8 protein-coding genes are annotated in these 16,214 nt (G+C 46.0%); 2 read left to right on the top strand and 6 right to left on the bottom strand.

From position 1 onward, the window contains the following. Positions 1 to 92 precede the first annotated feature (92 nt). Together PPO43_RS15550 and dprA are read left to right on the top strand one after the other, a co-directional pair. Entirely contained in the window at positions 93 to 5,621 is a 5,529-nt protein-coding gene (locus PPO43_RS15550; protein WP_272619473.1) for a sacsin N-terminal ATP-binding-like domain-containing protein, read from the top strand. A 520-nt stretch (positions 5,622 to 6,141) separates the two neighbouring features. Next, positions 6,142 to 7,239: a DNA-processing protein DprA gene (gene dprA / locus PPO43_RS15545; RefSeq protein ID WP_272619471.1), complete on the top strand. Its 1,098-nt coding sequence runs from the start codon at positions 6,142 to 6,144 to the stop codon at positions 7,237 to 7,239. On the opposite strand, the gene coaD is transcribed toward dprA, so the two are convergent. The 6 genes from coaD to thrS all read right to left on the bottom strand — a co-directional run bounded on the left by coaD (position 7,224) and on the right by thrS (position 16,091). After that, complete coding sequence (coaD, locus tag PPO43_RS15540) at positions 7,224 to 7,706, bottom strand: pantetheine-phosphate adenylyltransferase (RefSeq protein WP_272619469.1); 483 nt, start codon at positions 7,704 to 7,706, stop codon at positions 7,224 to 7,226. The genes dprA and coaD overlap by 16 nt on opposite strands. Positions 7,707 to 7,780: 74 nt before the next feature. Next, positions 7,781 to 9,052, bottom strand: coding sequence for a tyrosine--tRNA ligase (tyrS, locus tag PPO43_RS15535; RefSeq protein ID WP_272619467.1), 1,272 nt, complete (start codon positions 9,050 to 9,052; stop codon positions 7,781 to 7,783). A gap of 288 nt (positions 9,053 to 9,340) precedes the next feature. Next, complete coding sequence (locus tag PPO43_RS15530) at positions 9,341 to 11,479, bottom strand: hypothetical protein (protein ID WP_272619465.1); 2,139 nt, start codon at positions 11,477 to 11,479, stop codon at positions 9,341 to 9,343. A 190-nt stretch (positions 11,480 to 11,669) separates the two neighbouring features. Further along, positions 11,670 to 13,145 (bottom strand): gamma-glutamyltransferase, encoded by a 1,476-nt coding sequence (locus PPO43_RS15525; protein WP_272619464.1) that lies wholly within the window; start codon positions 13,143 to 13,145, stop codon positions 11,670 to 11,672. Between the two features lie 159 nt (positions 13,146 to 13,304). Continuing rightward, positions 13,305 to 14,057 (bottom strand): class I SAM-dependent methyltransferase, encoded by a 753-nt coding sequence (locus tag PPO43_RS15520; protein WP_272619462.1) that lies wholly within the window; start codon positions 14,055 to 14,057, stop codon positions 13,305 to 13,307. A 93-nt stretch (positions 14,058 to 14,150) separates the two neighbouring features. Continuing rightward, positions 14,151 to 16,091 (bottom strand): threonine--tRNA ligase, encoded by a 1,941-nt coding sequence (thrS, locus tag PPO43_RS15515; RefSeq protein ID WP_442985463.1) that lies wholly within the window; start codon positions 16,089 to 16,091, stop codon positions 14,151 to 14,153. Positions 16,092 to 16,214: the final 123 nt, after the last annotated feature.

Raw genomic sequence — 16,214 nt, 5'->3', positions numbered from 1 at the left:
AAAGGTCATAAAATGGTCAAAAAACAAGGGGGGCAGCACTTGAAGAAGAGTAGAAAATACCTTAAACTTGCTGACACACAAAAAAACAAAGCATGCGCAGAAAAAACGTCCAAGCCTTTCGCACAGATTGGCGCAAAGCCGAAGGCTATGATATGCAAGCCTGGGATGAAAATTTTATCGGTAGTGTTCATGAGGGCCAGCAATTCGGTTTTTACCGAATGGTCAACGGAATTGTGGATAATATTAAGGCCGATTTGAGTCCCAAACTCCAAAATGCACAGGATGAACAAGCTATTTATGAGTTTTTGCAAAATGCAGCCGATAGCCAAGCGAGCGATTGTGCCGTCATTTATGATGAGCAGTATTTTATGGTGCTCAATAATGGGCGGGCGTTTACGGATAAGGACCTCAAAGCTCTACTCAACTCTTTTCAAGGGACCAAAGCCGATAAAAGTAAGGCCGAAAACTGTGGCAAAATTGGCCGCTATGGTATTGGCTTTAAGTTGGCCTATCGCCTAATGGGCAAATCTGATGGCGCAGAGGAATTATTAAAGGATTTGGCTGGGCCACTCCTTTTTAGTTGGCAAAATGCTAGCGAATTTGAGGAGCTAATGGCCTATCAAAAAGGAGGCTATCAAACTGCTGCTCAAACTACAGCCGATTTGCCTTGGCTGCTCAAGATTATCTTGGCTTGTTTTCCCACGGGCCTAGAGGAAGAAGTAAAAGATTTGAATTATCAGCCGCAAACGCTCTTTAAGGAAGCGGAATTGCTGGAATTACAGGCCTTTTTGCAGCGAAACCAAGAGCAACTATCGGCTTTGGACCTTTCTCAGGGTTCGCTTTTCTTCCTAAAGTTTGGACCAAAAAAGCATGAGAAGCTCAAAGAGTCTTTGCTCAATATCCAATCGGGCATTGGCTATGCGATGAACACCCTCAAAACCCTAAATAAGGTAGTTTTGCAGGACAAAGTTATTGAGCGCCAAAGTCTGCGCTTTGAGAAATTTGCCGTTTTGCCCAAAACAGCTGATTTTGAGCGAATTGATCCTGAATTTGCCTTTTGTCCCATCGAAATCGCCCTGGGTTTTCCAGATGATACCCTAGAGGCCAAGCGGATGAAGCAAAGTCCCTCCCTCTATCAGTTTTTTCCTATGCGCAATGAGCGGCATAATTTGGCCTATCTCATTCATGCTAGCTCTTTTGCCAAAATTACCGACCGTACCCGCCTAGATGACCAAGGCGAGGCCAATATTGAGACCTTTAAGTACATTGCTAAGGCCTTGCAGAAAAGCCTCAATAGCAAAAGAAACAAAGATTTTGAGCACTTCTTGAGCATTTATAAATCGCTACTCCTGTCTGATCCTTCTGAGGAATATGATGCGGAATTGCTCAATCAGCATTTATATCGACCGAACCTCAAGTACATTCAGCAATCTATTCCCACCAATAAGCGCAACTTTTATCCCAAGGACCTAGTCGTCATTAAAAAGACGGCCCTTCCCATTGATCCCATGCAGTTGGGTATTGGTAAAGAATGGTTTTATTGGACCGAAGACGAGCATTTGCAAAGAGAAGCCGCTAATTCAGCCAAATTGGACCTCAAAGGCTGGGGCCTCAAAGAATTGCTATTGCAAGGTACGCCAGCCCTCATCAATAGCTGGATCGAAAGCTTAGATGAAGAGGATTATGCGGCCTTTGTGGCCGAATTGCGTCAAATTGATTTTGATGAAGACTTTTTGGCCCAATTCCAATATATCAACTGCTTCCGCTTTAGCCAACAGGGCGGCGGCGAGGAATACCTCTCGATCTTGGACCTCAAGGAGGAAGAGCAAATCTTTTTGATGAATGCCCAAACCCTGCCTTATAAGGAAGAAATTAAGGCGCTGGGCTTCTCGGTCCTCTCTTTTGATATTCAGGATTATGCCGCCATTTTGGAGCAGCTGCAAAAAGAATTGGATTACCTCAGCCAACCCAAGGCGCTTTTCCAGAAAATTGCAGAGCGGGCTGCAGTCTCTACACTTTCTGCAGCACAGAAGAACCGCCTATTTGCTTTCTTGAGCAGCTTGGGCCAAATTAGTGCAGCAGATTTACGGGCGATCCCCCTTTTTGCTAATCACTATCAACAGCAATTGCCTTTATCGGCTATTTTGCCTTTGGGGCAAGCCCCTTCTAGCTATTTACAGGGCTTTGAGATCTTGGAATTGGAAGACAATAGCCAATTGGCCGATTATTATTGTTCCGTAGAGGGGGCCGAGCTCTATCAAAACATCATTTGGGCCTATTGGGAGCAATTGACGGAGCACCCGAGCTTGGTGGAGATCGATCAGGTGCAAGCACTTTATGAGCAAAGTATTTCCCTATACAAACAAGCTAGCTCCCTGCCTGATTTAGCCGATAAAAAACTCGTTTTTGTTTCTGCCGCAGAGGGTTTTCTTCCTGCAGAAAAAGTATTTTATCACAACAGCCTTTTAGCGGTTGCGCCTAAACAATATCCAGCTTTGCGCACAGCTGTGCGCAAACTCATGGGCCTAGAACTGCCCGATCCCGCTATCCTAGATTATCTCAATCAAGGCCCCTTTAAAATTCGGGCAAGCTCCAGCCACAAAGATTGGCGACAAGCTTCGCGGGCCATTTTGGAGCAGGCCGAAAGCCAGCCTCTTAGTCCCAAAGAAAAACAAGCCGTTTATCCCATTCTCAATGCTTCTCTGCATAGTCTAGAGCTCAAAAAGCTTTGCTTATTTGAGAATCAATTGGGCCAAAGACGACCCTTGCAAGAGCTCTTGAGCAGTGAAGAACAGTTCGAGTCCTTCTTGTTGCCCTACCAAATTAAGGAAGAGGAATATATGGAGGATTTGGCACTGCTCCTCTGTGCAGAAAAGGACCTCTTTAATAAAGTTATTCATAGAAATTGGAGTGAATTGATTGCTCAGGAAGCCGTTTTGGAGGCGCCAGAGGCTTTCTATGATGCAATTAGTAAATATAGCGAGCTGGCTAATTCCGTTAAGCCGCTTATTGGCGAAAAATATGTATTCCTCTCCAAAGAAGAAGGCTTCATTAGCGAAGGGATTTTCTATCATCAGGCGATGGAGCAGGTAGAAGATTACCCCGCTTTGGTCCGTGCCCTAGAAACCTTAACGCCTTATCGCTGTCCCAATAAGTTAGTTTTACCCTATCTCAACCAACGAGCCTTAAATACTCGAGATGCCGTTTTGGGCCGTTTGCTACATTTAGAGCCGCAGCAATTGGATAAAGAAGCGGTTTTGGCCCTACAAGAGTTTTTGACCTTGGCCAAAACGCCTCTCTTTAAGTTTATGTATGTGACGGCTGGCGAAGGCCGCCTCTATGAGCTGGGCCGTAGGGCTAAAAACACCCCCTACTATCTTGATAAATCGGCCCAAAAAATGGCCGCTGTTATCAAAGAGAATTTTGGAGAAAGCTATAAGCTCTTTCCCTATAGTCTATATAAGGAAGGCATCGACTATGAAGATTTACTCCTAGGGCCAAAATTATACAAGGAGCTCTCTCGCCATAAAAATGCAAGTCCAGAACTACTTTCTGCTATGATTGTAGAATCTGGCAATGCGGCTTTGCAAGAACAGGTCTTTTCTAAAATTGAACGGATCGTCCTAAAAGAAGATCGCATTTATGATAAGGAAAGCTTTGAGCATCAAGCTTTGCAGATTTTTAGAAACAAAGATGCCGAACATGCCAAAATCCGTTCTAAGGTATTTGTAGAAGCCATTGAAGGCGGCTTGATGAAACTGAGCAGCATCTCTTTTGCCCCTCAAACTACCGTTAGCATTGAGCGAGATGGTAAATATCAATTGGATGTAGCGGCTATTTCGCCTAAGCACAAAAAATGGCAGGCCCTGACCAATAAGTTGATGGAGCAATTGGTCGACTATGAAGCGCCCAATAGCCTGCGCCGCCGCTGCTTTGAACTAGAGGAATTGACCTTAGAACAGCTTTATGATTTGCTTAAAGGCGATAGAGTGGAACTCCAAAATGCTCAACAACTAGCTGTAGTGCTCTTGCAGGTTAAACGTAAGGAACGCCCCATTTTGGCCCGCAATTTTTGGGTCCAATTGGCCAATGAAGAATGGCTTCCCCTAGAAAGTCTAGAGGCTTTCTATTTCAATGCCCCCGATTATATCCACCCTCAAGCTTGCTTGCATCCAGAACGCTATGCCGATTTGCCCGAAATTCTTCGGATGGATCCAGAAAGTAGCAGTCGCCAAGCTTTCGAGTTCGCTGGCCAATACATCGCTTTTCAGCCTTATCTGGAACGCAACCGCTTTTTTGCTGCCCCTCTACGCGCTTTGCAAGAGGATGAACCCAAGGCCGCTTTGCTCCGCCGCTTGCTAGAGGCGGTTTATCCCCTTTGGGCCGAGCAGGGAGATGCAAAACAAGCGATCGAGATTTATTTTGGACAAAAGCATCAATTGGGCGAGAAAATGGACCTCTCCGCCTATCTCTTTAGTCCCCAATATGCCCTTGAGGAGGAACAACTGCCCCCACTTTTACAAGATTATTTGGGCGAGGATGCCGAATCTATTTCCTATGAAGCCGAGCCCGATGCCGATTTGCCACTTAATCGCCTCAGTTTTATGCTGGCCCTAGGCCTACAAGGTCCACAATCTGCTGTAGTGAATTTGCGGCGCTATTTGGCCGAAAGCCAAGGCGAAACGACTTCTCAAAAACAGATCAATGAGGTCCAAAATAGCCATGCTCCACTCTTGCCCCAAACGGTCCGCTTCTTGGCCCAAAAAGAACTGCGCTTTTCTTCTCAAGATGAACGCATTTTCTGGTTGCGCAAACTCTACAACAGCCTATCCGAGGCGCAGATGAAGGGCTTGGCCCTACCTTATATAGAGTCGGCCCAAATGAGCGAAGAAGGCTTAGTGATGCAATATGCACTGGGCCAAACAGAGGACTGGACCTATTGCTATACGCCCAGTAGCGAGCTCAGCGATTTTCTAGAAAAATACGAGCTGCCTTTAGATAAACTCCTTAGCCTTTTGGCCCAAACCAACAAACGCTTATTCGATAAAACCCTCAAGTATTATCCGCTCTTCCAAGCCGATAGCCAGGAGGAACTCGATCGTGAGAGTTTGGAGGAAACTGCCCAAGAATGGGCTGCCCCCCACTACCTCAAATGGAAGGAAGAGTTTAAGCAAAGTATCTTTTTACTGCAGGGCGCAATTCCCTATACTGTCTATTTCCTAGACGAAACGGTCAAAATTGTTCGCCAAGGAGATGCCGTTTTCATTGATGGAGAGATTTATCTCAATAGCCAAGCAGATAATCTCGAAGAGGCGCTTTTTGCCATTGCTGGCCGTCAAACCGTTTCCGAAATGGCCCTTTTGCAGTTGTTGCGCTACAAAAACGAATTGAACAAAAAGGAAGAAGTGCAGGCGGTCCGTAGCGAAACGGTCCGAGAACTCAAAGCTTTGGAAGAAGCCGCTATCCAATCCCCAAAATTGGAGCAATTGCAGGCCATCAAGAGCAGCGAGAAGGAGGCCCAATTGTCTATGTCCTTCAACCTGCAAGATTTACCCGAAGAACTCCTCAGCCAATTGCTTAGCTTGGCCCAAAATAGCCAACTCAAAGTGAAGGAGGATTAAATAAAATAGGCGTTTTATGCTGCTCAATAGCGAAGCTGGTCAAGGACTGGTTTCGCTATTTTTTGTTTTGGGGCTGCCCCTTCCTTTGGTCGGGTCGCTCCACTACGCAGCTCGCAGGTCTGCTCGGCCCTGCAGCCCTTCGGGCTTTGGTCTGCCGCCTTCGGCGGCCCTGCTTCGGCAGCTCAGCCGCTCCTCTTGAGATTTTCAGTTTGGGGTTCTCGGCTTCGGCACTAATAGCTGCGAAAACTGCTTCTTTGTTTAAAGGCCTAAGCCCTATAGCTAGAGCAAAAATGACTGTTGAGCGGCCTAGCGATGCGGCGGGGTGGCCGAAGGCCAGACCGAGTTTTTGAGCGTAGCGAAAAACGAAGGGCCGAGCAGACTTGCGAGCCCCAAAGCGTAGCGGCGGCCGACCTAGGCCTTTGGCCTAGCCGGCCGCGGGCCCCAAAACAAAAAACTAAATAAATAGCCCTAAAACTTGAGAGTATATTTTAAAGTTACTACATTTGGTTAAACTAAAAATATGCTCAACGAAAAAGAAAAACTCTGGGCCATTGCGCTGCAGCAATCTCCGCAATTGGGGGCGATTCGGGCCAGAAGATTATTGCGGGACTTTGGTTCTATTCAGGCGATTTATGAGGCGGATGCGGTGGCTTTGGCCCAGGCTAGTTATATTGGAAAGACGGCCATGCGGCATATTTTGAGCCGAGAGGGCCTAGAAACGGCCAAAAGGGAGCTAGATTTTGTGGAAAAGAAAGGCATTGAGCTCTTGCTCTTTGGCGAAAGCAACTATCCGAGGCGGTTGTTGCAGATTGAAGATGCGCCCTTTTTGCTTTATTATAAAGGTTCGGCGGCTTTGGACCAGTTGCGGACGCTTTCGGTGGTGGGCACTCGCAAACCCACAGAAAATGGTCGCTCTGCTTGTGAGCGCATTTTAACCGAAATTAAGGAATTTTCGCCTTTGATTATTAGTGGTCTGGCTTATGGTATAGATGCTTGCGCCCACCGAAAGGCCCTAGATTTGGGCCTAGAAACCGTGGCAGTTTTAGCTCATGGGCTCAACCGAATTTATCCGCCGCAGCATCGTTCTTTAGCGGAGCAAATGCTGGAACAAGGAGGATTATTGACCGAATTTATTAGTCAGAATAAGCCTTTGGCTTGTAACTTCCCCATGCGCAACCGCATTATTGCAGGCCTATCCGATGCGCTTTGGGTGGTGGAAACGGGACCAAAAGGTGGCTCGATGATTAGTGCCCAAAAGGCGATAGACTATCAGCGGAGAGTTTTCGCTTTGCCTGGGCGTTGGAATGATAAATTGTCTTTGGGCTGCAATGAATTGATTCGGCAGCAAACGGCTTTGCTCTTGACCAAAGGCGAACAATTGGTCCAAAAAATGAAATGGAGCCAGCCGCAGCGGGGGCAACAACAGCAGCTTTTTCAGCAGTTATCGCCCAAAGAGCAGCAAATTAGTGAGTTATTGTTGGGGGGACAGCAATTGCATTACAATCAGCTGTTGGCCCAATTGCCTTGGGGCCACAGCCAATTGATAGAACTTTTATTGCAATTAGAAATGCGGGGGCTGATCAAAGCCCTACCCGGCAAATATTATCGCTTATCCTGAGCATCTCGGAGCAATTGCTGGCAATTATCGGGCACGAAAAGAGCACCATCTCCATTTCCCTTGAGGATTTCGCGGACCACCGTAGAGCTATAGTAAGAGTATTCGGGAGCGGTCAGCAAGAAAATGGTTTCTAGGCCCTCGCCCAAATCGCGGTTGAGCATGGCAATAGAGACCTCGTAATTAAAATCGTTGGAGTTGCGCAGTCCTCTAAGGATAAAATCGGCTCCCTTTTCCTTACAATAATCTACGGTAAGTTGTGGGAAGCGGTCGATTTCTACTTTGGGAGCATCGGCAAAACTGGCTTTGAGGAAAGAAAGGCGCTCCTCTTCAGAAAAGTAATAGGATTTTGTCGAGTTGGTCCCTAGGGCCACAATGATTTTATCAAATAAAGGCAGGGCTCGGCGAACAATGTCTTCATGGCCTTTTGTAATGGGGTCAAAAGAACCCGGGAAAACAGCAATTTTCATAACTAAAGATATTCAGAGTCAAAAAAAGGCGCCAAACGAAGGTTTGGCGCCTTTAAGTTAATCAACTTGATGGCCTATTCGGCAATTACGATAAATTTATTCTTCTTTCCATTTTGGCAGAAGAGGTAACGCTCTGCAAGAAGGTCCTTGCTCGTTAGTTCTTGGTTAAAGTCTGTTACTTTTTTGGCATTTAGCGCAATCGCACCTCCTTTAACGGCACGGCGAAGATCGCCATTAGAGCCTAGGCTTTTATGCTGCCCCACCAAAAGGTCAGCTAGGCTAATACCTGCTTCCAATTGGCTTTTTGCCACAGTAACCACCTCTAATTCTTGGGCCAAAACGGCAAAGTCCTTGGCCGAAAGGCTTTGGAGGAAATCCGCTTCTAGCTTTTTGCTAAAGGCGATATTCGTTGCTTTCTTAGCAGAGGCCAAAGCTTCTTCTCCATGTAGGCGGATCGTCATTTCTTCGGCCAATACTTCTTTGAGTCCTCTAGGGTTTTCGGCATATTCTGCCTCCAAAGCCTCAATTTCTTCTCGGCTCTTAAGGGAGAAAATGCGGATGAGCTTGCTCAAATCGGCATCATCTACATTGAGCCAAAACTGGTAAAACTGATAAGGAGAAGTTTTTTCGGCATCTAGCCAGATATTTCCTTTTTCCGACTTACCGAATTTCTTTCCATCCGATTTAGTCAAAAGCGGGCAAACCAAACCGTAGCCTTTTCCACCGCCTTTGCGGACAAATTCAGTTCCCGTCGTGATATTCCCCCATTGGTCACTACCGCCCATCTGCAAAAGGCAATCGTAGTTTTGGTTGAGGTGATGGAAATCATTTCCTTGAATCAATTGGTAAGAAAACTCGGTAAAAGACAGGCCCGTTTCCAGGCGCTTTTTCACAGATTCCTTAGCCATCATATAGCTAACCGTGACATTTTTGCCAATATCGCGCAAAAAGTCAAAGATGCTCATATCCTTATAAAAGTCGTAGTTATTGAGCAAAATGGCGGGATTCTCCCCTTCAAAATCAAGTAGCTGCTTAAACTGTGCAGTTTGGCGGTCAATATTCGCCTGCAAAGTATCATAATCCAAGAGCTGACGTTCTTCGTCCTTGAAAGAGGGGTCGCCAATTCGACCAGTGGCCCCACCCAACAAAACGATAGGACGATAACCCGCTCTTTGCCAATGCTTTAGCAACATAATTGTCACCAAGTTCCCAATGGTCAGTGAGGGAGCGGTGGGGTCATAACCAATATAGGCCGTTTTGGGTCCTTCTTGGTTCAGGGCATCTTCTAGGCCCTCCGTCATTTCTTTCAACAAGCCACGCCATTGCAGCTCTTCGATAAAGTTCATGCCTTTATTTTTTCAATTCGTAAATAGTCATTCTCTTTGCGCAGAGAAATTTTCCATGCTCGGAAATTTAACGCTTCAAGATAAAGTTCCCAACAACTTCTCTATTTTTGTTTTTTGGGGCCTCAGCAGCAAAGCTGCGGCGCTACGCTTTGGGGCTCGCAAGTCTGCTCGGCCCTGCGGCGGCTTTGCCGCCTTGGTCTGGCGCTTTGCGCCACCCCGCCGCATCGCTAGGCCGCTCAGCCGGATTCTTTGCGCTGGGCCTTTTGCTTCGGCCGCTGAGGCTGCGGATTACTTTACAATACCCAAAATACGAGGCAAGTCCCAAAGGTTTTTAAATAGGGGCTGAAACTTACCGGTTCGGACCTGTTCCTCTTCTCTTTCCCAAAAATGCAGATTAGAAACCGAATAGAGGTAACCAAAAGCGTAAGCCGTATGCCCTTCTTTAAGTTGAGCAATATACTCTAAAGGGTAGCGATAAAGCACTTCTTGTTTTTTGACAATTTTTTGAGCCTCTTCTCTGCAGCTTTTTGCTTTTTCTAGCCATTTATTGGGATCTTCAAACTTCTCCTTGCGCAATTTTGCCCGTCTTTTGTCCAGCAAATAATTGATGGTATAAGCTCTGTGCCGAGCTCTCAAAGCGGTAATCTGTAGACTATTGGCCAATTCTCCCGCCAATTGCTTTTGTATATTCGTTTGCGGGAAATGACGCTCTTGAAGGGCCAGAAGTTCTTCTGTTCTTAGAGCAAAATCTAACAAAGGCGCCACAATAGTTTGGCTTACTGTATCCAATTGATGAGGCGCCGCCTGATTTTGGATGTAGGGATAGCTATAAAGCGGACGAGGTTGGAATTCCATGTCACCTAAACGGCCAGGAAGCTCATCTGTCGTGCTAGAGGGCGCCATATAGCGAATAAGCTCTTTGTCCTTAATAAACTCCTCTTGCAAACGGAGCATAGACCAAACGGGATCGGTCCAAAGGTCGTTTTGCATCAATTCGGCCAAATACTGTAAAGGGTCATTCACTTCTTTTTCTCCCTGAATTTGATGTTCCCAAGACCAACGAGCTATACTCCAATCAATCAACCAGTAGCTCCACTCCCAACCCGAACTAAAGGTGATATGTCCTTCGGCCTTCAAAGAATCCATAAGTTGGATATCTTCTAAGCGAGCAGAGAGGTAAGGCAATAAAGTCATAGGCACCGAATTGTCAAAGGTGATCCAATAAGCAGACTCGGGAAAATACCAACATTCTCTTTTCTTGACCTCTTCTTGGTAAAGGGCCAACATGGCTTTTAGGTTTTCATTATTGTAAACTGGGGCGCGTTCATCTTGTAAATCATAAAACATGACGGTATGGACCATTAGGCCATGGCTGCGTTCTAGTAAAAGATCATTGCCAGATAATTCGGGAAGCTCCTCTTTTTTGTCCAACATGGCCTCTTCTTGGACTACATGTGCTCTACTCATAAAATGAGCTTTATAGCGGTTTTTAATTAAGCCCGCTAAGAAAATTTCTAGCTCTTGTTTCTTTTTTTGGTTGCCCTTACTAAACTCTGTAGTCGAAAATTCTACATTATAGACATCCCAACCTGCTTGGGCCAAATAATCCATATTCTCCTCAATCTGTTTCTCTTTTGATTTGAGGCTATTGGGGAATGTTTGGTAGAGTTGAAAGGCTTTTTGTTGGGTCATGTGCATGGAAATGTCAATGCCCATAAGCAAGCCTCTTTTTTGTCCATAATCTACTAGCTTTTTGATATAAGGCATCCATGTTTTTTGATCAATGCTATTGAGCAGATTGAACTCAAAGTAGTTTTGTTGATTTCGGGCCAGCCAATCAATGTAGCGCTTAACTTCTTTTTCTGCATCGGGATAGTTCGGGTCCAAAAGAGCTTCTGTTAGCTCAATGGGATGCATAGTATGTAAATGGAAGCCTTTTTTTGCAAAGCGGGGACGCGCCTGCCAGTCCAGCCCATTGGCAATAGGCCAAAGTGTTAGATTGGGGATAAAACTTTGTTTGGGATGGAAAAACTGGAAGCCCAACTGTTCTTGCAAAAGTCCGTATAGGCCCATACTTACTCCTTGATAAGAGTTAGTGAGCAATTCCATTTTTGTTTGTGGTCCAGAAACCTTGCTACTCCAGCTATAAGCGTGCTCAGGCACATAAAACCCCTTCCCTTGTTTATTAGCTTGTCCTTGGTTGATATGAGGCAAGATGATAAGGACCTCTGCATCGGCTTGGTTATAGCTTAATTCACAGTGGCAGGCCTGCGCTAAAAGCCTGTGGGCATCTTCAATGGCATATTTGCTAATAGAAACCTCAAAGAGCTCTGCATCTCCCATGATGCTAATCGAGCGGATGGCAAAACTATTAGGCATAAAGGCCCAAAAGAAAAAAAGGGAAAAGAAAAGTGGATGTAGCCGCATAATAACTTAAATATTGCTGTTTGAAGTTGTGGGTCCTGCAAATTGGTCGCTTACTTTTGCTAATCCCACAGTTCGCCCTCCTTGAAGAGGGGCCTTTTGTCATAAATGCGGCAAAGATAAGAACTGAAGGCCGAAAAGAAAATCTCTTTTCGGCCTTTAGGATATCCTTCTATTTTTGGTCCAAAATAGTTTAGAGTTCAATAGCATAGCCCTCTCGGCGGTCATCACCTACAGCTTGGAGTTGGCCATTTTCTTTGCGCAGGATAGAGTTTAATCCGCCAAAGAACATGGCTTTTTCGGGCCATTCAACTAATTGTTCAAGTCGGGGGTCCTCTGTATTGGCTAGACCTGCATATTCAGGTTCTAAATTGAGGCGACCATGTTCGTAGTGTAGGCGGCTGCTGGCTATCGCCTCTTCTAGTTCCATTTTATGGTCCAAAACATGATGCAATAATTGGAGAATCATGCCTGGAATCCGGCTAGCTCCGCCTGTACCTGTTGCTAAATGAAATTGGTTTTCTTTGAGGACCAAAGTAGGGGCCATCATAGAAGAAAGGCGGCTGTTGGGAATCCAATTATGAAAGCCATCGGGCAAAAGGGCGGCTTCGCCCAGCATATTATTCATCATGATGTTGGTCCCTGGAATCATATAGCCGCAGCCTTCTCCATTGGATAGGGTTATGCTGATGGCATTGCCCAATTCATCGGCAATATTGAGGTGGGTGGTACTGCCCCATTTGCTATTGAGCTTTTTGGGGTTGCGATCTATGCTATAAATATCTCCAAGGACCTTTTGCAGACGAGCCAATTGCTTTTTGCTATGTAGGTCATCAATGGGAAGTGGCTCCAAAGCGGAGAGGCCTTCTGCAATAAGAACACCTCCTGTGCTGGGAAGTGGATTTGTGAGTAAGTGATGGCCTTTATAGTTTAATTGTAGGGGGTTGCGCCAAATTACCTCATATTGAGCCAGGTCATCAGCTCGGAGCAGGCCGCCTTTTGTTACGCTATCTTTTAGAAGTAGTTTAGCGGCTTCTCCTAAGTAAATATCTTTGGCCCAATCTTTTTCGTGGCTGAGATAATCTAAATAATCGGCTAGGCCGGGCATGCGCTGTATTTGGCCCACAGGCAAAGGTTGTCCATCGGGGTAGAAAATAGCTGCCGATTCTGCAGAGCGGGTCATAATGGGCTGTAGTACCCGAATATCAAAAAACTGAAAATCGGTCATGGCGAGGCCTTCTTTGGCCAAAATCTTAGCGGGTTCTATAAGGACCGAAATGGGGAGGCTAGCATAGCGTTCATGCAGAGCCGAGATGCCCGCCATCATGCCAGGGGTGGCCATAGCGCCCATACCAATGTGAAAAGTTTCTTGGGCAGAGCCAAAGTCTACCTGCATGGGATAAAATTCTAGTTCGGCGGGAGCGATTTTATTGATTGGGGTTTGGACAAAAAAGTCGAGCAGTAAATTTTGTCCCGCAGCGGTATGTAAGCAGGCAAAACCGCCTGCGCCCAAAGAAGCCATACAGGGTTCGGCTACAGAGGCCGCAAAAAGGGCAGCTATGGCAGCATCAAAGGCATTGCCCCCTTCTTTAATAATGAGGGCAGCGGCTTCAGCTGTTTTTTTGTGACCAGCAGCAATACTGGCTCTTAGTGGGGCAGATGAAGGCATGAGGAAAACGATTAGAAAGTTGTAGCTAACTATTTGGTTGTAATGGCCTAGCGATGTGCAGCAGTGGCCCGTAGGGCCAGACCAAGCCGCCCTAGGCGGCGAAGGGCCGAGCGAACGTAGCGCCTGCCGTAGGCAGGAGGCCCCAAAACAATTACTTAATTAGCTTAGTTTTTTGATAAAATCTGGATAACTGATTAGGCCTAGAATTTCTTTTCTATTATCATCTAGATGTTGGTACTCGTAGAACTCTATCTTCTGTTTGTAAGCGGCACCGATATTTACCGATTTGCTGAGCAAGCCAACTCCCCAGTCCGTATCTATGCAGCAAGAGTACAATTCTTTATTTTGTCTAGCTTTGACAAAGGCCTTCCATGTTGTGCCATTCCAGTAGCCTGTTGCAGGTGTGTAGGCAAAATAGAATTTTTCTCTAGCGTGCCAAATCGTGGGAGGGTTGCAATCGTGTAAAACGATAAAGCCATCATCTTTGATAAAATCGAGAGCATTTTTGATATCCCTATCAACCTGTTCTGCCAAGTGTAATCCGTCGATAAAAATTAGATCGAAGCGGGTGTCTGCAGAGAGGAGTTTAGATTGGCGAATTGCAGCAAAAAAATCGTCACTGGTCAGTTTAAAATCGACAGGGTTCTCTTTAAACTCGACGCCTGGATCTACACTATACTTTTGATCTGCTTTGATTTTATCAAAGTTTTTGGAAGGGTCGCGTACCCCAATTTCCAAGTAAGTTGTGGGGCGATTGAGTGTCTGGAGTAAAAAGTTAATAATTTCAGTGCGGCTCCCTTCTTTGTTTAACTCTAAATGGAGTTGTTGGTCACTTTGTATTTGTTCTTTATCTAAAAGAGCAGCTTTACCGTGACGGTAAAATTTAAAATGTCGTTTTAATGTATTAAGCATACTGTAGGATAGCTTGAAGAGCTCAGGTTAAAAAAAGTCGCTTAGTGACTAATTTATAAAAGCCACTAAGCGATCAGTTCTCGTTATATGTGGTTATCCTTCTTTTTCCAATAATTCTTGGAAGAAAGCGATGAAGTCGGCCACGGGCATACTTCCTTTGTCGCCATCTTCGATTCCTTGGATACGGACCGAAATGCTGCCTTCTTCGGCTTCTTTTTCGCCGAGGATGAGCATAATCGGAATGCGTTTTAGTTCGGTATCACGGATTTTGCGGCCCAAAGTTTCGTTGCGATTATCGACATAGCCGCGGATATCTACGGCGGCCAATTCTTGTTGTACTTTGGTTGCATAATCGCCAAATCGATCAGAAACGGGCAAAATAGCGTATTGCTCGGGCATCAGCCAAAGCGGAAATTTGCCTGCGGTATGCTCGATAAGGACAGAAATAAAGCGTTCTAGAGAGCCAAAAGGTGCGCGGTGAATCATCACGGGGCGGTGCTTTTGGTTATCAGCGCCAACGTACTCCAGTTGGAAGCGTTCGGGCAAGTTGTAATCCACTTGGATGGTCCCGAGTTGCCAAGAGCGGCCGAGGGCATCCTTCACCATAAAGTCGAGTTTGGGGCCGTAGAAAGCGGCCTCCCCCAATTCGGTAACGGTGGGTAAGCCCACTTCTTGAGTGGCTTCGATAATGGCTTTTTCTGCGGCCTCCCAGTTTTCCTTGCTTCCGATATACTTTTCGGGTTTTTCGGGATCGCGCAAAGAGATTTGGGCGGTAAAATCGGCAAAGCCCATTTTGCGGAAGACCATCATGGTGAGGTCAAGTACGTTGAGGAACTCGGCTTTGAGTTGATCGGGCGTACAGAAAATGTGGGCATCATCTTGGGTGAAGCAGCGCACGCGAGAAAGGCCGTGTAATTCTCCACTTTGCTCATAGCGGTAAACGGTACCGAATTCGGCTAGGCGGAGAGGCAATTCTTTATAAGAGTGTGGTTTATGGGCGAAAATTTCACAGTGGTGAGGGCAGTTCATGGGTTTGAGCATGAACTCTTCGCCTTCTTTGGGCGTGCTGATAGGTTGGAAGCTATCCTCTCCATATTTTTCATAGTGGCCCGAAGTAACATAAAGATTTTTGTGACCGATATGAGGGGTAACGACTAGTTGGTAGCCACGGCGGACTTGTTCTTGCTTGAGAAAATCTTGCAGGCGGTCGCGCAAGGCGGCACCTTTAGGCAGCCAGATGGGAAGTCCCATCCCTACTTTTTCTGAAAACATAAAGAGTTCGAGTTCGGCCCCTAATTTACGGTGATCTCTTTTCTTGGCTTCCTCGAGCATAGCCAAATACTCTTTGAGTTCTTTCGCCTTGGGGAAAGTAATTCCGTAGATACGAGTTAGGGTTTGGCGGCTTTCATCTCCTCGCCAGTAAGCGCCAGCTACATTAAGTAGTTTGACGGCTTTGATAAGTCCTGTATTGGGAATATGAGGGCCACGGCAGAGGTCGGTAAAACCGCCTTGCTCATAAAAAGTGATGGTACCATCTTCTAGGTCCTCCAATAATTCGAGCTTATATTCATCGCCTTTTTCTTGGAAATAGGAAATGGCATCGGCCTTAGAAACCTCTTTACGGATATAGGGATTTTTTTGGCGAGCGAGCTCAAGCATTTTCTTTTCTAGGGCTTCTAGTTCCTTGAGGCCAATCGTTTTCCCTTCGGGCAAATCGATATCGTAGTAAAAGCCATTTTCGATGGGCGGGCCGATGGCGAATTTTACGCCAGGGTAAAGGGCCTCGATGGCTTCAGCCAAAAGGTGGGCGCTAGAGTGCCAGAAGGCGTATTTGCCCCCATTGTCTTGAAAGCTGAGTAGCTGAACTGCGGCGTCTTTCGTCAAGGGGCGAGTAGCATCCCAAATTTCGCCATCTACTTTAGCGGCAATAATTTTACGGGCTAGGCCTTCGCTAATCGACTTGGCCACATCCAAGCTGTTCACTCCCGACTCATACTTACGAACGCTGCCATCGGGAAGAGTAATCTCAATCATTTGGTTAAAGATATAATGAACTTCTGCTCCTTTGAGTGGGCGGAAGTTCGATGTGTAAAAAATAGGTATAGGTGCCAAAGCTAAGTTTTTTTGTGCAGTTGTCTAGTTTTGGACCTAGATAAT

It is taken from the genome of Saprospira sp. CCB-QB6 (assembly GCF_028464065.1).
In the GTDB taxonomy this organism is placed as follows: domain Bacteria; phylum Bacteroidota; class Bacteroidia; order Chitinophagales; family Saprospiraceae; genus Saprospira.
The sequence above is the reverse complement of the archived record's forward strand: the minus strand, read 5'-3'. Positions and strand labels throughout refer to the sequence as shown.